General features: G+C 73.5%; 14 protein-coding genes. 11 read left to right on the forward strand and 3 right to left on the reverse strand.

Going from position 1 to position 17,846, the window contains the following annotated elements:
- Window positions 1-229 precede the first annotated feature (229 nt).
- On the forward strand, window positions 230-1,507 hold the full coding sequence (locus ACH4OW_RS04875; RefSeq protein ID WP_398024980.1) for a DUF6986 family protein: 1,278 nt from the start codon (window positions 230-232) through the stop codon (window positions 1,505-1,507).
- A 23-nt stretch (window positions 1,508-1,530) separates the two neighbouring features.
- Here ACH4OW_RS04875 and ACH4OW_RS04880 read toward each other — a convergent pair whose 3' ends face one another.
- Window positions 1,531-2,574, reverse strand: a complete 1,044-nt coding sequence (locus ACH4OW_RS04880) for a LacI family DNA-binding transcriptional regulator (protein ID WP_398024981.1) — start codon at window positions 2,572-2,574, stop codon at window positions 1,531-1,533.
- 313 nt (window positions 2,575-2,887) lie between these two features.
- Between ACH4OW_RS04880 and ACH4OW_RS04885 the strand changes: the two genes are divergently transcribed.
- Entirely contained in the window at window positions 2,888-3,841 is a 954-nt protein-coding gene (locus ACH4OW_RS04885; RefSeq protein ID WP_360132744.1) for an ROK family protein, read from the forward strand.
- 79 nt (window positions 3,842-3,920) lie between these two features.
- The gene (locus ACH4OW_RS04890) at window positions 3,921-5,798 is read left to right on the forward strand and encodes a serine/threonine-protein kinase (protein WP_398024983.1); all 1,878 of its coding nucleotides are present in this window, start codon (window positions 3,921-3,923) and stop codon (window positions 5,796-5,798) included.
- Window positions 5,799-5,807: 9 nt separating this feature from the next.
- Here ACH4OW_RS04890 and ACH4OW_RS04895 read toward each other — a convergent pair whose 3' ends face one another.
- Window positions 5,808-7,889 carry an NPCBM/NEW2 domain-containing protein gene (locus ACH4OW_RS04895; protein ID WP_398024985.1) on the reverse strand — a complete coding sequence of 694 codons (2,082 nt, stop codon included), beginning with the start codon at window positions 7,887-7,889 and terminating at the stop codon, window positions 5,808-5,810.
- A gap of 213 nt (window positions 7,890-8,102) precedes the next feature.
- Between ACH4OW_RS04895 and ACH4OW_RS04900 the strand changes: the two genes are divergently transcribed.
- The 5 genes from ACH4OW_RS04900 to ACH4OW_RS04920 all read left to right on the forward strand — a co-directional run bounded on the left by ACH4OW_RS04900 (window position 8,103) and on the right by ACH4OW_RS04920 (window position 12,812).
- Window positions 8,103-9,419: an ABC transporter substrate-binding protein gene (locus ACH4OW_RS04900; protein ID WP_398024987.1), complete on the forward strand. Its 1,317-nt coding sequence runs from the start codon at window positions 8,103-8,105 to the stop codon at window positions 9,417-9,419.
- A 59-nt stretch (window positions 9,420-9,478) separates the two neighbouring features.
- Complete coding sequence (locus tag ACH4OW_RS04905; protein ID WP_398024989.1) at window positions 9,479-10,393, forward strand: carbohydrate ABC transporter permease; 915 nt, start codon at window positions 9,479-9,481, stop codon at window positions 10,391-10,393.
- A complete protein-coding gene (locus tag ACH4OW_RS04910) occupies window positions 10,390-11,319 on the forward strand; it encodes a carbohydrate ABC transporter permease (RefSeq protein ID WP_398024991.1) in 930 nt (309 codons plus the stop codon). The genes ACH4OW_RS04905 and ACH4OW_RS04910 overlap by 4 nt, the downstream gene beginning before the upstream one ends.
- 113 nt (window positions 11,320-11,432) lie before the next feature.
- Window positions 11,433-11,726, forward strand: a complete 294-nt coding sequence (locus ACH4OW_RS04915; protein WP_360132729.1) for a hypothetical protein — start codon at window positions 11,433-11,435, stop codon at window positions 11,724-11,726.
- A gap of 72 nt (window positions 11,727-11,798) precedes the next feature.
- Complete coding sequence (locus ACH4OW_RS04920; RefSeq protein ID WP_360132726.1) at window positions 11,799-12,812, forward strand: NUDIX domain-containing protein; 1,014 nt, start codon at window positions 11,799-11,801, stop codon at window positions 12,810-12,812.
- A 56-nt stretch (window positions 12,813-12,868) separates the two neighbouring features.
- On the opposite strand, the gene ACH4OW_RS04925 is transcribed toward ACH4OW_RS04920, so the two are convergent.
- The gene (locus ACH4OW_RS04925; protein ID WP_360132723.1) at window positions 12,869-14,242 is read right to left on the reverse strand and encodes a dipeptidase; all 1,374 of its coding nucleotides are present in this window, start codon (window positions 14,240-14,242) and stop codon (window positions 12,869-12,871) included.
- 190 nt (window positions 14,243-14,432) lie between these two features.
- Between ACH4OW_RS04925 and ACH4OW_RS04930 the strand changes: the two genes are divergently transcribed.
- The 3 genes from ACH4OW_RS04930 to ACH4OW_RS04940 all read left to right on the forward strand — a co-directional run bounded on the left by ACH4OW_RS04930 (window position 14,433) and on the right by ACH4OW_RS04940 (window position 17,790).
- Window positions 14,433-15,638: a geranylgeranyl reductase family protein gene (locus tag ACH4OW_RS04930; RefSeq protein WP_398024994.1), complete on the forward strand. Its 1,206-nt coding sequence runs from the start codon at window positions 14,433-14,435 to the stop codon at window positions 15,636-15,638.
- A 164-nt stretch (window positions 15,639-15,802) separates the two neighbouring features.
- Window positions 15,803-17,128, forward strand: coding sequence for a sensor histidine kinase (locus ACH4OW_RS04935; RefSeq protein ID WP_360132718.1), 1,326 nt, complete (start codon window positions 15,803-15,805; stop codon window positions 17,126-17,128).
- Complete coding sequence (locus ACH4OW_RS04940; RefSeq protein WP_360132715.1) at window positions 17,125-17,790, forward strand: response regulator transcription factor; 666 nt, start codon at window positions 17,125-17,127, stop codon at window positions 17,788-17,790. Before ACH4OW_RS04935 ends, ACH4OW_RS04940 begins: the two co-directional genes overlap by 4 nt.
- The last annotated feature ends 56 nt before the right edge of the window (window positions 17,791-17,846 follow it).

Genomic DNA, 17,846 nt, shown 5'->3' on the forward strand with positions numbered 1-17,846 from the left:
GTACCGGGGAGGAAGCACCGAAAGGGATGAAACGGGGTGTCCGGCGCGCGGGCGCGCGGCGCGCGCCGTGGGGAACGCTCCCCATGGGCCGCACCCGACGGCCCGGTGCCTGGAGGGTGTTGACCTGCGATCTCGGCCCGGATAGCTTCGCTCTACGGATTGTTGATTCCGTACAGCGGAAAAGGCGCAAGCGCTCACGAGGTGGGCGCGATCACTGGGAGGGTGCCGGATGGGGCAGCACGAGACGGTGGCGACAAGCCTCGCGCACACCGTACGCGAGGAGATCGGGACCGCTCTGGCCGAGGTCGACGCGGACCTCGCGCGGCGCTACCCGGGCGACCCCGGCACCCGGCAGCCGGTCCACACGGTCTACGTCCCCGGCGACGTGTTCACTGCCGGCACCCTCCGTGAATGGGGCGACGCCGCCCTCGACGCGCTCGACGAACACGCCCCGGACGCGGAGGCGTTCGCCGGCGTCCTGGGCCTTCCCGGCGAACTGGCCGGGCCGGTGTACGAGCGGGTGCGGGCCAAGCTGGAGCGCGAGCCCGTCGAGGACCTGCGCATCGACTTCGAGGACGGCTACGGCCCGCGCCCGGACGCCGAGGAGGACGCCGCGGCCGCCCGCGCCGCCGCCCTCGTCGCCGCCGCCCACCGGGACGGCACCGCCGCGCCGTACACGGGCATCCGCATGAAGTGCATGGAGGCCGCCGTCCGCGACCGCGGCATCCGCACCCTGGACATCTTCCTGACCGGCCTGATAGCGGCCGGCGGCCTCCCGGACGGCCTGGTGCTGACCCTGCCCAAGGTCACCTACGCCGAGCAGGTCACCGCGATGGCGCGACTGCTGGAGGCGTTCGAGAAGACGCACGGGCTGCCGGCCGGGCGCATCGGGTTCGAGATCCAGATCGAGACCACCCAGTCCATCCTGGGCGCCGACGGCCGCGCCACCGTCGCCCGCATGATCGAGGCCGCCGGGGGCCGCGCCACCTCCCTGCACTACGGCACCTTCGACTACAGCGCCTCCTGCGGCGTCAGCGCCGCACACCAGTCGCCCGACCACCCGGCGGCCGACCACGCCAAGGCCGTGATGCAGGTCGCCGCGGCGGGCACCGGCGTACGCCTGTCGGACGGCTCGACCAACGTCCTGCCGGTCGGCGCGACCACCCGGGTCCACGACGCCTGGCGGCTGCACTACGGCCTCGTCCGCCGCTCGCTGGCCCGCGCGTACTACCAGGGCTGGGACATGCACCCCGCCCACCTGCCCACCCGCTACGCCGCCGTCTACGCCTTCTACCGCGAGGGCCTGGAGCAGGCCGCAGCCCGGCTGGCCGCGTACGTGGCCAAGGCCGGCGGCGACGTGCTGGACGAGCCCGCGACCGCCAAGGCCCTCAGCGGCTACCTGCTGCGCGGCCTGGACTGCGGCGCCGTCGACACCGCCGAGGTCGCCCGCCTGACCGGGCTCACCCGCGCCGACCTCGACGCCCTGGCGGGCCGGCCCGCCGTCTGACGCAGGCGCCCGCGGCGCGGCGGTCAGCCGCCCGCGGGCGGCGGCAGTTCGCCCGAGCCGCGCGGGATCAGACGGGTGGGGATCTCCTGGCGCTGCGGGGGCTCCTCGGTGCCGTCGAGGCGGCGGAAGAGCATCGTGGCGGCGGTACGGCCGAGGCGCGCCGCGTCCTGCGCGACGACGGTGATCGCGGGGGAGACCAGGTCGGCCAGCTCGAAGTCGTCGAAGCCCACGAGGGCGACCGGGCGCGGCCGTTCGGCGAGCACCCGCACCGCTGTGACGGTGACCCGGTTGTTGCCCGCGAACAGCGCGGTGACCGGCCGCGGCCCGTCCAGCATGGCGGTGGCCGCGAAGCGTACGCGGTCCGGGGCGGTCGACCCGAGGGACACCCATGCCTCGTCGACGGGCAGGCCCGCCCCGGCCATCGCGGCGCGGTAGCCGCGCAGCCGCTCCACGGCGGTGTGGATGCGGGGCTGGTCGCCGATGAAGCCGATGCTGCGGTGGCCGTGCGCGATGAGGTGGGCCACCGCGTCGCGCGCGCCGCCGAAGCTGTCGGACAGCACCGCGTCCGCCTCGATCCGGCCCGCCGGGCGGTCCACGAAGACGGTGGCGACGCCGGCCGCGATCTCCGGTTCCAGGTAGCGGTGGTCGTCGGCGGCCGGGATGATCACCAGCCCGTCCACCCGCCGCGCGCACAGGGCGAGCACCAGCTCCTGCTCGCGCGCCGGGTCCTCGGCGCTGGACCCGTTGATGAGCAGCGCGCCGTGGTCCCTGGCGATCTCCTCGACGGCGCGGCTGAGCGGGCCGTAGAAGGGGTCGGCGAGGTCTTCGAGGACCAGGCCGATGCTGGCCGTGCGGCCCTTGCGCAGGATGCGGGCCGAGTCGTTGCGCCGGAAGCCGAGGGCGGTGATGGCGTCCCGGACGCGGCGCTCGGTGTCCGGCGTGACGCCGGGTTCGCCGTTGACCACCCGGGAAACCGTCTTGAGGCCGACGCCGGCCCGGGCCGCGACGTCCTTCATCGTGGGCCGGCTGCCGTAGCGGCGGGAGGTGCCCCGGGCGGTGTCGGTCACGGTGCGCGGTCCTCGTTCTGTCGGCTGCGGTGGGCGTGGGTCGCCGGGCCCGGTCGCTCCGGGTGGCGTGTTCGGCTGTGGGAGGTGAGACGGACGGGGCGGGTGTGGCGGTTCCCCGGCCGGTACGCGGATGATGGAGGCGGCGGTGCCCGAGCGGCCGGAGTGCGTGGCCGACCGGCCGGGGCCGTCCGGCGGTGCGCGGTACGGCACCGAGCATAGCCTCTGGACAACGTTGTCAAATGACATGAGACTGGCGTTCCCCTGCCGGGCCCACGCACCCCGGCCCAGGCGCCCACCAGGAGATTCGACACCGATGCAGACGAACCTCAGCGCAGCACTGGACATCGGCGGCACCAAGATCGCCGGTGCGCTGGTGGACGACCGCGGCAGGCTGCTCGCCAGGGCCACCCGGCCCACCCCCGCCGACCAGGACGGCGCCACCGTCCTCGGGGCCCTGGCCGAGGTCGTGGCGGAGCTGGCCGCGCGCCCCGAGTGGGACCGGGTGGCGGCCGTCGGCATCGGCAGCGCGGGTCCGGTGGACGCCCGGCACGGCACGGTCAGCCCGGTCAACATCCCCGGCTGGCGGGACTTCCCCGTCGTCGCCGAGGTACGGGCGCTGACCGGCCGGCGCCCGGTCGTCCTGGTGGGCGACGGCGCGGCGATGACCGCGGCCGAACACTGGCAGGGCGCGGCGCGCGGCCGTGCGAACGCCCTGTGCATGGTGGTCTCCACCGGCGTCGGCGGCGGCCTGGTCCTCGACGGCCGGCTGCACCCGGGCCCCACCGGCAACGCCGGCCACATCGGTCACATCAGCGTGGACCTCGACGGCGACCCCTGCCCGTGCGGCGCCCGCGGCTGCGTCGAACGCATCGCCAGCGGCCCCAACATCGCCCGCCGGGCCCTGGAACGCGGCTGGCGGCCGGGGCCCGACGGGGACGCCAGCGCCGCCGCGGTGGCCGCGGCGGCCCGCGCGGGGGACCCGGTGGCCCGTCACTCGTTCGAGCGGGCCGCCCAGGCCCTGGCCGCCGGCATCGCGGCCACCGCCGCGCTCGTCGAGATCGAGATCGCGGTCGTCGGCGGCGGCGTGGCAGGCGCCGGCGAGATCCTCTTCGCGCCCCTGCGCCGCGCGCTGCGCGACTACGCCACGCTCTCCTTCGTCCGCGACATCGAGGTCGTACCGGCCCAAATGGGCACGGACGCCGGGGTGGTGGGCGCCGCGGCCGCCGCACAACAGTCGTGTCTCGATGCCTTCGTGCCCACGGTCTGAGGGGGGATGGGGCGCTCCCGGGCCCTCTAGGCTGTTGCCGACCTGACAGGGGACGAGTGGGGCGAACGGGGCGAGCGGCGTGGATGGCGTGGACGGGCCGGACGGCGTGGCAGGCAACGGCAACAGCGGTGGCGGCGCAGGAGGCGCGGCGGGCGGGGAGCTGGCCGGGCGGCTGCTCGGCGGGCGCTACCGGGTGACCGGCCGGATCGGGCGCGGCGGCATGGGCGTCGTGTGCCGGGCGGTGGACGAGGTGCTGGGCCGGGAGGTCGCCGTCAAGGTGCTGCGCGCCTACACCGACGCGTCCGCGCCGGAGCTGGCCGACCTGCGGACCCGGATGCAGCGCGAGGCGCGGGCCGCGGCCCGCGTCCGGCACTCCGGCGTGGTCACCGTGCACGACGTGCTCGACGAGGACGGGCGGCCGGTCATCGTCATGGAGCTGGTCGAAGGGCCGTCGCTGGACGACGCGCTCGACCGGCACGGCGCGATGGACCCGCGCGAGATCGCCGCGGTCGGCGCCAAGGTGATGGACGCGCTGGCCGCGGCCCACCAGGCGGGTGTGCTGCACCGGGACGTCAAGCCGGGCAACGTGCTGCTGGAGGGCTGGGAGCACCGCCCCGGCGGTGCGGGCTCCTGGGACGGCCGGGTGGTGCTCACCGACTTCGGCATCGCCAGCATCGAGGCGCCGGACGACGGCGCGTCCACTCACCTCACCCGCAGCGGCGAGCTGGTGGGTTCCCTCGACTACCTGCCGCCGGAGCGCGCCCAGGGGCAGCCGCCCTCGCCCGCCTCGGACATCTGGTCGCTGGGCATGACGCTGTACGCGGCCGTGGAGGGCGGCGGCGCGCCGTTCCGCCGTACCTCGGTCTGGTCGACCCTGACGGCGATCGTCTCCGAACCGCTGCCCGAGCCGGTACGGGCCGGGCCGCTGACGCCCGTCCTGCACGCGCTGATGGCCAAGGACCCGGCCGCCCGGCCCAGCGCCGCCGAGGCGCGGGCGCTGCTGACGGCGGTGGCCGAGGGGCGCGGCCCGGCGGGGGCGGCGCCCGGGCCGTCGTGGTCGCCCACCGCACCGGACGTGCTGGCGGGGTCGCCGCCTCCGCCACCGGCGGCGCCCGCCGGTCCGGCGGCACCCGCGGGGCCGCCCGTGCCCGCCGGGGCGCCGGTGCCGTCGGGTGGCCTCGGCGACCGGGAGACGGCCGCCGTACGGCCCGTGGACGCCGCACGTCCGGCCGGGCGCGGGCGCCGCACCGCCGTGCTGGCCGCCGCCGCGGCAGCGGTCCTGGTGGCGGGCGGCGGGGTGACGTACGCGCTGATGGGCCGGGACTCCGGCCGTACCGTCGCGGAGCGGCCGACCGCCGCGTCCCCCGGCGAGCGGTCCGCGCGGGCCGGCGCGTCGGGCACGCCGGAAGGCGACAGGGACGGGAAGGCCGGCGGTAAGGGGACGCAGAAGGAGGCGGGGAAGGGCGAGGGGGTGCGGAGCGCTTCGCCTTCGGCCTCGGGCGAGCCGCCGCGCGGCGCCGCATCCGGCAAGCCAGGGCCCGGCGGTGGCGGCGACGCCGGCAAGGGCGGTAACGGCGGTGCCGCTCCGGGCGGTGGCGGTGCGAGCGGCCCCCCTTCCGGTGGCACCGCCCCGGGAGGCGGCGCCACCGGGGGCTCCGGCGGCGCTCCAAGGCCCGGCTCCTGCGCGCCCATCGGCGGCGGCAAGACCAACTGCCAGGTCTGGCGCGCCGCCGCCTCGTACACCGGCTCCTTCCAGCGGGCCGGCACCTTGAACGCGGGCACCAACTACTTCTACTGCCAGGCGAATCTGGGTCGCCGCGAGACCTCCGGCAGGTGGACCAACGTCTGGTGGGCGAAGACGGACGACGACAGCGGCAACTCCGGGGTCTACGTCAGCGTCGTCTACCTCAAGGGCGGCGAGAACGACGCCCCGGTGCCCGGCCTGCCGACCTGCTGACCCGCGGCGTCAGCAGCTGAACCTGGCGTCGGCCCAGTCCGCATGGTCGAACTGGACACCGTCACCGCCGTCGAGCACGACCAGCCGTACGGTGCCCGCCCCGGCGACCGAGGCGCTGACGGTCTTCGCCGGGTCGGTGCCGGTCAGCCTGCCGCTGTCGGCGACCCGCTGCCCGTCGGCCCACACCTCGAAGCTGACCGAGCCCCGGTCGCCCGTCTCGTCGTCGACGCCGACCTGCGCGGCGAACGCCGAGCACCGGCCGCCCGTGTAGTAGGTGATGTCGCTGGGCGCGTGGGCGCCCAGCCCCTTGGCGAACGGCACGCCGCCGATGCGGAGCGGCACCCCGTCACCGGCCTGGGGGCCGCCCACGCTCATGTCCCGCTCGACCGGCCCCCAGCCGTTGGTGGCGGTGACCGGGGTCAGGTCGCTGGCGTACGAGGTGCCCGCGGGCGGCGGTACGACGGCGTACACCGGGACCGCCAGGGCGTCGGTCACCCGCTGGCCGCGGGGCGAGCGGTAGTCGGTGGTCAGGGTCAGTTCGTACGCGCCGGGTTTCGCCCCGGCCGCCGGCGCGAACTTCCACGCGGTGGCCAGGGTCCTGCCCGGCGGCAGCGCCGCGTCCTCGGTGGGCGTGACCGGCTCGACGCGCCAGCCCTGCGGGCCCTTGAGTCCGATCTTCACGTCCAGCGCGGGGGCCTGGCCCAGGTTGCGGGTGAGGGTGCCGAGCCGGGCCTCCGTGCCGATCTCGACCGGCGCCGGGTCGCGGGCGATGCCGGTCTCGACGGCCGGCGGGTACTGCGGCCACTGCCGGTCGGCGGAGACGCGGTAGACGAGCGTGCCGCGGGCCGGCACGGTCGCGGCGATCTCGCCCCCGGTGTGGGTGTCCCGGTGCTTCCACAGGTCGCGCAGCCGGTAGCCGCCCGCCTGCGGCAGGCCGGCGTCCTTGGCCGTGGTGGCGATGCGCTGCGGCCGGTCGGACTCGTTGAACAGCGCCACGGCCCGGTCGCCGCCGGCCAGCGGCTTGCTCAGCACCCACCGGCCGCCCTCGGACGCGAGGACCTCGGCCTGCTTGCCGAGCGCGTCCTGGTCGACCGCCAGGACCTCGCGGTTTGCGAGGATCTCGTACGTCGCCGGGGTCGCCTTGCGCAGGTCGGTGCCGATGAGCAGGGGCGCGGCCATCATCGACCACAGCGAGAAGTGGCTGCGGTACTCGGTGTCCGTCATGCCGCCGTTGCCGACCTCCAGCATGTCCGGGTCGTTCCAGTGGCCGGGCCCGGCGTACCGGGCCAGCGGCGCGTTCGCCTTGAAGATCGTCAGCATGCTTTCCCAGACGTCACTGATGTCGCCGGTGGTGCGCCACAGGTGCCCGACGTCCGCCGCCCACTCCCACGGCTTGTTCTCGCCCCACTCGCAGATGCTGTAGACGATGGGCCGGCCCGTCGCCTTGAGGGCGTCGCGCATGGTGATGTAGCGCTGCTTCGCGTCCACCCCCTGGTTGTTGCAGTTGTCGTATTTGAGGTAGTCCACTCCCCAGTCGGCGAACTGCCGGGCGTCGGAGTACTCATGGCCCAGCGCGCCGGGCATGGCCTGCGCACAGGTCCTGGTGCCGGCACTGGTGTAGATGCCGAACTTCAAGCCCTTGGAGTGGACGTAGTCGGCCACGGCCTTGATGCCGTTCGGGAAGCGGGCCGCGTTCGGGACGAGCTTGCCGTTCGCGTCGCGCTCGGGCTCGGCCCAGCAGTCGTCGAGGTTGACGTACTCGTAGCCCGCGGCCTTGAGCCCCTTCTCGACGAAGAGGTCGGCGATCCCTTTGATCATCGCCTCGTTGAAGTCGGCCCGGCAGTGGGTGGAGTTCCAGTTGTTGAAGCCCATGGGCGGGGTCTTGGCCAGGCCGTCGGGCAGCCGCGGCGCGTGGGGGGCGGCCGGGCCCCGGGCCGGTGCGGCGGCCGGCCCGGTTCCGGCGGCGGCTTCGGCCGTGCGGGCCGCGGCCGGACCGGCCGTCAGTCCGGCCGTACACAGAAGGGCCGCGGAAAGCGCGCCGGCCATTCTTCGCCGGGCGCGTGGCGGGGTGAGGGGGGAGTGCGGGCGCATGATTCGCGTCCTCCGTTCGAAGGAGAGTGCAGTGAAGTCATGTACCGGTCAATCGGGAGTGTTTACGGTAAGGCTTGTTGAAGTGTGTTGGAAGGCGGAGGTCGGCGTTCCTGCCCATGCCCGCCAAAAGCCTTGACTGAGACCCTCGTTGGGAGTGAGATCCCAGCACTCGCGTTCGGTTCTGTTCGGTTCCACCCCTGGGGAGGGGGAGACATGGTCCAGTCAGCGGGCAATGGTCCAGGCGGGTACGGGCACCGGGCGGCACGCGCGGTGTCCCGGCGGTCCCTGTTGCGCGGCGCCGCGGCCGGTGCGGGGGCGGTCGCGGCGCCTGCGCTGCTCGCCGCCTGCGGCGGCGGACCCGGCGGCGGCGTCACCGTGGGGTCCAACGCCTCCGACGCCGTGCCGAAAAAGGCGTACGCCGAAGCCTTCGCGGCGTACGGGAAGAAGGCGAAGAAGACGGTGGACGTCAATACCGTCAACCACGAGAACTTCCAGGAGAACATCAACCGTTACCTCCAGGGCACGCCCGATGACGTCTTCACGTGGTTCGCCGGATACCGCATGCAGTACTTCGCGCGGAAGGGGCTGCTCGCCGACATCAGCGACCTCTGGAGGGAGTTCGACGGGTTCTCCGACGCGGTGCGGAAACAGTCCACGGGCGAGGACGGCAAGCAGTACTTCGTGCCGTACTACTACTACCCGTGGGCGGTCTTCCACCGGAAGAGCGTTTTCAGGACGAGGGGATACGAGGTCCCGCAGAACTTCGATCAATACCGGGCGCTCGCCCAGCAGATGCAGAAGGACGGCCTCACTCCATTCGCCTTCGGCGACAAGGAGGGCTGGCCCGCCATGGGCACCTTCGACTACCTCGACATGCGGGCCAACGGCTACGACTTCCACATCGCGCTGATGCGGGGGGAGAAATCCTGGACCAGCCCCCAGGTGCGACAGGTGTTCGACCTCTGGAAAGGGCTGCTGCCGTACCACCAGAAAGGGGCGAACGGCCGGACCTGGCAGGAGGCCGCCCAGTCGCTCCAGCAGAAGAAGACCGGCATGACGGTGCTCGGACTGCCGCACCCCGGCCAGCAGTTCACCCCCGCCAACCGCGAGGACCTGGACTTCTTTCCCTTCCCCGAGATCGATCCGGCTTTCGGGCAGGACGCGGTCGAAGCGCCGGTGGACGGGTTCCTGATGGCGAAGAAGGCGAAGAACAAGGACGGCGCCAAGGACCTGCTGAAATACCTCGCGACGCCGCAGGCCGAACTGATCTACCTGAAGCGGGACCCGAACAACGTCGCGGTCAACAACCGGGCCGGCACGCAGGGCTACGACGCCCTCCAGAAGAAGGCCGTCCTGCTGGTGTCCGGCGCCCGGCAGATATCGCAGTTCATGGACCGCGACACCCGCCCGGACTTCGCCTCGACCGTACTGATCCAGGCGATCCAGCAGTTCATCGGCAACCCGGACGACATCGACGGCCTGGTGAACGACATCGAACGGCAGAAGAAACAGATTTTCGCCGCGGACTGAGAGCCCGCTCCGGCGCCGCGAACACCGTGCACCGTACGACCGACGGGGGGCCGACCACCGTGCCGAAGACCGCAGCCCGGCGCGCCGGGCACCGGGGCCCGCGGCGCCACACCCGCCGCGACCTCGCCGTACTGAGCGTGCTGCTGGGCCTGCCGATCCTGCTCGACCTCGCCCTGATCTGGGGCCCGACGCTGGCCTCCGTCCTCCTGTCCTTCACCACCTGGGACGGCGTCGGCGACATCGAGTGGGCCGGCGTCCGCAATTACGCGAACCTCTTCTCCGATTACCCGCAATTCTGGCCCGCGGTGCGCAACAACCTCCTCTGGCTGGCCGCACTGGGACTGCTCGCGACGCCCTTCGGGCTGCTGCTCGCCGTCCTCATCGACCGCGGCGTACGGTTCAGCCGCTTCTACCAGTCCACGCTCTACATGCCGGTGGTGCTCTCGCTCGCCGTCGTCGGCTTCATCGCGCAGCTCGTCCTGTCCCGGGACCAGGGAGCGCTCAACGCCCTGCTGGGCAACGAGAAGAATCCCGTCGACTGGCTCGGCGACCCGGACCTCAACATCTGGATGGTCCTGCTGGCCGCCTGCTGGCGGCACACCGGCTACGTCATGATCCTCTATCTCGCGGGCCTGAAATCCGTCGATCCGACGCTCAAGGAGGCCGCCGCGATCGACGGCGCGAGCGAACGGCAGGCGTTCTTCCGGGTGGTGCTGCCGGCACTGCGCCCGGTGAACGTCATCGTCGGCGTCATCACCGTCATCGAAGCGCTGCGCGCCTTCGACATCGTCTACGCCGTCAACAAGGGCCGCAACGGGCTGGAACTGCTGTCCGTCCTGGTGACCGACAACATCATCGGCGAGGCGAGCCGCATCGGGTTCGGCTCGGCCATCGCCGTCGTCCTGCTGCTGGTCTCCCTCGGATTCATCATCACCTATCTCGTCCAGGAACTGAGGGGGGAACAGCGGCGATGACCGTTTCCGCCGACCGGGTCACGCGCCCGGCACACCCCGCGCATCCCACGCGCCCCGCGGGCGGCGCGCCGGGCCGCCGCCGGGGGCGTTTCGGGGTGCACGCCTTTCTCCTCGCCGTCTCCCTGGCCTTCCTCGCGCCGCTGCTGCTGGCGGTCTACGCCTCGCTGCGCCCGTACGAGGAGACCACCAGGGACGGCTATTTCTCGCTGCCGAGCCGGCTTTCCCTCGACTATTACCGGCAGGCGTTCAGCGATTCCGGCATGGCCAGGTACTTCCTGAACTCCCTGCTGATCGCGGTGCCGGGCGTACTGGTCACCCTCTTCCTGGCGTCCTTCACGGCCTTCGCCGTGGCCCGGCTGCGGCTGCGCGGCTCCATGGTCCTGCTGATGGTCTTCACGGCCGGGAACCTGCTGCCCCAACAGGTCATCGTCACCCCGCTCTACGTGCTCTTCAACAAGGTGCCGCTGCCGTACTGGATGTCCGACTCGATGACGCTGTACGACTCGCTGTGGGCCGTGCTCGCCGTACAGATCGCCTTCCAGCTCGGCTTCTGCGTCTTCGTCCTGGCGAATTTCATGCGGACCCTGCCGCAGGAAATCCTGGAGGCCGCGATCGTCGACGGGGCGGGCGTGTGGACCCGGTACCGGCACGTGACACTGCCGCTGTGCCGCCCCGCGCTCGCCGCGCTGGGCACCCTGCAATTCACCTGGATGTACAACGACTTCCTCTGGGGCCTGGTCTTCCTCTCCACCGGGGACAAACTCCCGGTCACCTCGGCCCTGAACAACCTGCGCGGCCAGTTCTTCACCGACTACAACCTGCTCGCGGCGGGATCGGTCATCGTCGCCCTCCCCACGATCGTCGTCTTCCTGCTCCTGCAACGGCACTTCATCGCGGGCCTGACCCTGGGCGCGAACAAGGGATGAAGCGCGGCGCCCCGGCCCCGTACACGCGCGGGAAAACAGGTGCGCGGACTCTTGCCGGGTACGGCAGGGGCGGCGACGCTCCGGCTACATCCCGCACGGGAAAGGAGAGCGTCATGACGAACGCTCAGATGTGGGCGCTGATCGTGGGATTCGCCTCGCCGTTGTTCATCTCCGTCGTCAATCAGCCGCAATGGTCGCCGGCCGCCAGAACCGCGGTACAGGTGGTGGTCTCGGTGCTGGTGGGGCTCGGGAGCGCGCTCTTCGCCGGGGACTTCGCCGGAAAGTCCGTGGTGACCAGCATCCTTGTCGCCGCCGTCGCCGCGATCAGCGCGTACAAGGGGGTCTTCAAACCTTCCGGTATCGCGCCGAAGGTGGAAAGGGCCACGTCTCCGGCCGCGCGGGGATAGCCCCGTCCCCCCAAAGTTTCCGTGGCAGGGTGTTACGGGCAACTCACTGGGGTCTAGGGACAAGGGGGCAATGTGATCGTCTGGCTGAACGGCGCGTTCGGTGCGGGAAAGGCCACCGCGGCCCGGCACCTGCTGGACCTGCTTCCCGGGAGCACGCTCTACGACCCCGAGCTGGTCGGCAGCGAGTTGCGGCGGCTGCTGCCGGCCGCGCGGCTGGCGGAGGTCGACGGCTACCAGGACCTGCCGTCCTGGCGCCGCCTCGTGGTGGACACGGCGGCGGCGCTGCTCGACGAGGTGCCGGGACCGCTCATCACGCCGATGCCGCTGCTGCGCCAGGAGTACCGGGACGAGATATTCGGCGGCCTCGCCTCGCGCCGGGTGCCCGTGCGCCATGTGCTGCTGCACGCGGAGGAAACGATCCTCCGCGAGCGCGCGGGCCGCGCCGGTGCCGACGGGGCCGCACCGGACCGGTGCCGGGCGCACCTGGAGGCGTACGGGGAGGCGCTCGGCTGGCTCAAGCAGGACGCGCACGTCATCGACACCGCCCGGCTGACGTCACGGGAGACCGCCGAGCGGGTCGCGGAGGCGGTCCGCTCCGGGGCCGGGGCCTGCGACATCGTGCAGACACCGCAGCCCACAGCGGAGACCCTGGCCGCGGGCGTGCTGCTCTTCGACGACGCCGACCGGGTGCTGCTGGTGGACCCGACGTACAAGCCGGGGTGGGAGTTCCCCGGCGGCGTCGTGGAGCCGGGCGAGGCGCCGGCGCAGGCCGGGCTCCGCGAGGTGAGCGAGGAACTGGGCATCCGGCTGCACAGCGCCCCCCGGCTGCTGGTACTGGACTGGGAAGCGCCGAAACCGCCCGGGTTCGGCGGGCTGCGGATGCTCTTCGACGGCGGGCGGCTGGCGGGGGAGCAGATACGCGACCTGCTGCTGCCGGGCCCGGAACTGCGGGACTGGCGGTTCGCCACCGAGGCGGAGGCGGCGGACATGCTGCCCCCGGTGCGCTGGAACCGGCTGCGCTGGGCCTTGCGCGCACGCGAACAGGGACGCCCGCTGAATCTTGAGGCGGGCGTTCCTGTGGGATGAGGCGGTGCCGGCCGGGGGCGGCGGGAGGCCCCCGGCCGGCACCGGCATCCCGGTGATCAGCTGCCGGCGGGCTCGTACTGCCGGGCGTACTGCTGGAGGAACAGCGCCTCGGCGAGCGAGAGGCGCTCCAGCTCCTCCGGCGAGACGCTCTCGTTGACCGCGTGGATCTGCGCGTCGGGCTCGCTGAGGCCGATGAGCAGGATCTCGGCCTGCGGGTAGAGGGCGGCCAGGGTGTTGCACAGCGGGATCGACCCGCCCATACCGGACGTCTGCATCTCCGTGCCGTCGTACGCCTCCCGCATCGCCGACGCCATCGACGCGTACGCCGGGCTGTTGGTGTCCGCACGGAACGGCTGGCCCTGCCCGATCTGCTCGACCGTGACCCGCGCCCCCCACGGGGCGGCCTTCTCCAGGTGCGCGGTGAGCAGCTTGGTCGCCGCCGCGGCGTCCGTGCCCGGCGGCACCCGCAGGCTCACCAGCGCCCGCGCGCCGGCGTGCACGGACGGCGTGGCACCGACCACCGGCGGGCAGTCGATGCCGAGGACGGTGACGGCGGGCCGGGCCCACAGGCGGTCGGCGACCGTGCCGCTGCCGGTCAGGCCGACACCGTCGAGCACCTTGGCGTCCTTGCGGAACTCCTCCTCCGGATACTGCAGGCCCTCCCAGCGCGCGTCCGCCGCCAGCCCGTCGACCGCCGTCGAGCCGTCCTCGGCCCGCAGCGAGTCCAGGATCCGGATCAGCGCCGCCAACGCGTCGGGGGCGGCCCCGCCGAACTGGCCGGAGTGCAGATTGCCCTCCAGGGTGTCCACCTGGACGCGCAGCGCCGTCATGCCGCGCAGCGTCGCGGTCACCGTCGGCAGGCCGACGCGGAAGTTGCCGGTGTCGCCGATGACGATGGCGTCGGCGGCCAGCAGCTCGGGGTGGGCCTCGGCGTACTGCTCCAGGCCGCCGGTGCTCTGCTCCTCCGAGCCCTCCACGATCATCTTGACGCCGACCGGGACGCCGCCGTGCTCCTTGAGCGCCCGCAGTGCCGTCAGGTGCATGATCAGGCCGCCCTTGCAGTCGGCGGCGCCGCGTCCGTACCAGCGCCCGTCCCGCTCGGTCAGCTCGAACGGAGGCGATATCCAGGCGGCCTCGTCCAGCGGCGGCTGCACGTCGTAGTGCGCGTACAGCAGCACGGTCGGCGCACCGGCCGGGCCCGGCAGGTAGCCGTAGACCGACTGGGTGCCGTCCGGGGTGTCCAGCAGCGCCACATCCGTGAAGCCCTCGGCCCGCAGCGCGCCCGCGACCCACTCGGCGGCGGCCTCGCACTCGCTCCGGGGGAACTGCGCCGGGTCCGCGACCGACCTGAAGGCCACCAACTCGGTCAGCTCGGCCCTGGCCCGGGGCTGCAGGGAGGCGACGGTTTGCGCGAGCGGGCTGTCAGGCATGGAACGCTCCTTGTGGGCGCGGCGTTGTACACGTGTTGTACACATGCGGGTCCGTCCGGCCTTCGCGCCGGACCAACCGTACGTACGGGCGATTGTGTGGCCGATCTTCCCACAGGAGGAGCGCCCGACGGCGCGCCGTAGGATGCGGGCGGTACGCGCAGCAAGGCATCGAACGGGAGCAGAAGCACAGGTGAGCAGCGAGAGCGCAGCCGAGGAGAACCAGCAGGTGTGGGACGTCGTGGTGGTGGGGGCGGGGCCCGCCGGCGCCTCGGCCGCCTACGCCGCGGCGTGTACGGGACGCCGGGTGCTGCTCCTGGAGAAAGCCGAACTGCCCCGCTACAAGACATGCGGCGGCGGCATCATCGGACCGTCCCGCGACGCGTTGCCGCCCGGCTTCGACCTGCCGCTGCGCGACCGGGTCCACGCGGTGACGTTCTCCCTCAACGGCAGGATGACCCGCACCCGCCGTTCCAAGAACATGCTGTTCGGGCTCATCAACCGCCCCGAGTTCGACGCCCGGCTGGTCAAGACCGCCCAGGACGCCGGGGCCGAGCTGCGCACCGGCGCCACGGTCTCCCGGGTCGAGCAGCACGGCTCGGCGGTGCCCGACCGGCGGACCGTCGCCGTGGTGCTCGGCGACGGCGAGGTGGTGCTCGCCCGCGCGGTGGTCGGCGCGGACGGCAGCGCCAGCCGCATAGGCGCCCACGTCGGCGTGAAGATGGACCAGGTCGACCTGGGGCTGGAGGCCGAGATCCCGGTGCCGCCGACGGTCGCCGAGGACTGGGCGGGGCGGGTGCTCGTCGACTGGGGGCCGATGCCGGGCAGCTACGGCTGGGTCTTCCCCAAGGGCGACACCCTCACCGTCGGCGTCATCTCGGCCCGCGGCGAGGGCGCCGCGACCAAGCGCTACCTGGACGACTTCATCGGCCGGCTCGGCCTCGCGGGCTTCGAGCCGGACATCTCCTCCGGCCACCTGACCCGCTGCCGCGCCGACGACTCGCCGCTCTCCCGCGGCCGGGTCCTGGTGTGCGGGGACGCCGCCGGGCTCCTGGAGCCGTGGACCCGCGAGGGCATCTCCTTCGCGCTGCGGTCCGGGCGGCTCGCGGGGGAGTGGGCGGTGCGCGTCTCGGAGGCGCACGACGCGGTGGACGCGCGGCGCCAGGCCCTGAACTACGCCTTCGCCATCAAGGCGGGACTGGGCGTGGAGATGGGCGTCGGCCGCCGCATGCTCACGCTCTTCTCCCGCCGCCCCGGCATGATCCACGCGGCGCTCACCGGCTTCCGCCCGGCCTGGCACGCCTTCGCGAAGATCGTCCGTGGCACGACGACGCTGGCCGAGATCGTCCGCACCCACCCGGTCGCGCGGCGGGCGCTGGGGGCGATGGACCGGCAGTAGGGAAGCGGGCGGCCGGGCTCGCCGTACGGCGGGGGCGGGCCCCGGGCGGCCTCCCGCAACGGACGCCCCGGTGCACCTCCCCCGCCGGATACTCCCCCGGGAGTACCCCTGATCACCGCGCCGGGCTGACGCCACCGTACGGTGTGCCGGTCTAGCGTGCCGGCATGGACAAGGGACGGCCGCCGTGGGCGCGGCCCTGCCGGGGACCGCGCCCCGGCCGGTGGTGGCCGGCGGACGGCGACCGCCCCGCCGGCCGGCCCGGCGCGCGGCTGCCCTGGATCTCGACCCTCTGCTTCACCGTGTTCGTGCTCGTGGGCTCGCGATTCGCCGGGAAGAGCCAGTCCGCCCGCGCCGACCTCGACCCGCTCGCGTACCTGCTGCTGGTCACCGGCGCTGCGCTGCTGCTCCTGCGGCACCGCTTCCCGCGCACGGTCGCCCTCGGCACCGCGCTCACCTCCGCCGCCTACCTCGCCGCCGGATATCCGTACGGCCCGGTCCTGCTCACCATCGCCTTCGGCTGCTCCGCGAGCATCGTCGCGGGGCGGCGCCGGGCCGCCTGGACCGCCGTCGGCCTGGTGTGGGTCAGCCACCTCCTGGTCGGCCACTGGCTCTACCGCTGGCTCCCGCCCGAGGGTGACGGGCCCGCGCCCTGGGGGGAGCAGCTGTTCGTCACGGTCCTGGTGGTGGCGGTGGTGGCGGTTTCCGAGCTGGCGCGCGTACGGCGTGAGCAGTTCGCGAAGGCGCGCGCGGAACGGGCGGCCGCCGAACGGCGGCGGGCCGACGAGGAGCGGCTGCGGATCGCCCGCGAGTTGCACGACGTGCTCGCGCACAGCATCTCCGTCATCAACGTCCAGGCGGGCGTCGGCCTCGCCCTCCTGGACGACGACCCCGAGCAGGCGCGCACGGCCCTGACCACCATCAAGGCCGCCAGCAAGGAAGCGCTGGGCGAAGTACGGCAGGTCCTGGACACCCTGCGCTCGCCGGGCGACGCGCCGCGCTCTCCGGCGCCCGGCCTGGACCGGCTGCCCGAACTCTGCGAGCAGGCCGCGGGTGCCGGCCTGACGGTGGAGGTCACCGGGCGGGGCCGGCCGGCGGGGCTCGCCCCGGGCGCCGACCTCGCGGCCTTCCGGATCGTCCAGGAGGCGCTGACCAACGTCGTCCGGCACTCCGGGTCCCGTACCGCCCGCGTCCGGCTCGCGCACCGGCCCGGCGAGCTGGAGATCACGGTCGACGACGACGGCCCCGCGACCGCCGGCGGTGGCGCCGGGGACGTGTCCGGGGGCGGCAACGGGCTGGTCGGCATGCGGGAGCGGGCCGCCGCCCTCGGCGGCACCGTCGAGGCGGGGCCACGCCCGGACGGCGGCTTCCGGGTGCGGGCCCGCATCCCCCTGAGGGCCACGGCACCGCCCGGCACACCGGCGCCGCACCGCCCCGGCGGCGCCCGCACTGCGGATACGGTGATCCCCACCGCCACCGAGGAGGAGTCGTGACCCGGGTACTGCTCGCCGACGACCAGCTGCTGGTCCGCGCCGGATTCCGGGCCCTGCTGGACGCCCAGCCCGGCATCGAGGTCGTCGCCGAGGCGGCGGACGGCGAGGAGGCGCTGATCGCCGTCCGCGAACTGCGGCCCGACATCGTCCTGATGGACATCCGGATGCCGGTGCTGGACGGCCTCGCCGCCACCCGCCAGATCACCGAGGATCCCCGGCTGGCGGCGGTGAAGGTCGTCATGCTCACCACCTTCGAGCTGGACGAGTACGTCTTCGAGGCGATCCGCTCCGGCGCCTCCGGCTTCCTGGTCAAGGACACCGAACCGGAGGAGCTGGTACGGGCGGTGCGCGCCGTGGTCGAGGGTGACGCGCTGCTCTCGCCGGGCGTCACCCGCCGGCTGATCGCCGAGTTCGCCGCCCGGTCCAAGGAGCCGGCCGCCGCGGACACGCTCTCCGGGCTCACCGAGCGGGAGCGGGAGGTGATGGCGCTGGTCGGCATCGGGCTGTCCAACGAGGAGATCGCCCGCCGCCTGGTCGTCAGCCCGCTGACCGCCAAGACCCACGTCAGCCGCACGATGGTCAAGCTGGGCGCCCGGGACCGCGCCCAACTGGTCGTGCTGGCCTACGAGACGGGGCTCGTCCGCCCGGGGTGGCTGGGGTAGCCGGAGCCGGAGCCGGAGCCGGAGCCGGAGCCGGTGGCCGGTGGCCGACGGTCGTC

It is taken from the genome of Streptomyces sp. NPDC017056 (genome assembly GCF_044332485.1).
Taxonomy (GTDB): domain Bacteria; phylum Actinomycetota; class Actinomycetes; order Streptomycetales; family Streptomycetaceae; genus Streptomyces.

Bases quoted from the DNA above. Each gene is read 5' to 3' on its own strand.
- ACH4OW_RS04900 (WP_398024987.1), top strand. From the start codon at position 8,103: ATGGTCCAGTCAGCGGGCAATGGTCCAGGCGGGTACGGGCACCGGGCG.
- ACH4OW_RS04875 (WP_398024980.1), top strand. From the start codon at position 230: ATGGGGCAGCACGAGACGGTGGCGACAAGCCTCGCGCACACCGTACGC.
- ACH4OW_RS04910 (WP_398024991.1), top strand. From the start codon at position 10,390: ATGACCGTTTCCGCCGACCGGGTCACGCGCCCGGCACACCCCGCGCAT.
- ACH4OW_RS04925 (WP_360132723.1), bottom strand. From the start codon at position 14,242: ATGCCTGACAGCCCGCTCGCGCAAACCGTCGCCTCCCTGCAGCCCCGG.
- ACH4OW_RS04915 (WP_360132729.1), top strand. From the start codon at position 11,433: ATGACGAACGCTCAGATGTGGGCGCTGATCGTGGGATTCGCCTCGCCG.
- ACH4OW_RS04895 (WP_398024985.1), bottom strand. From the start codon at position 7,889: ATGCGCCCGCACTCCCCCCTCACCCCGCCACGCGCCCGGCGAAGAATG.
- ACH4OW_RS04885 (WP_360132744.1), top strand. From the start codon at position 2,888: ATGCAGACGAACCTCAGCGCAGCACTGGACATCGGCGGCACCAAGATC.
- ACH4OW_RS04935 (WP_360132718.1), top strand. From the start codon at position 15,803: ATGGACAAGGGACGGCCGCCGTGGGCGCGGCCCTGCCGGGGACCGCGC.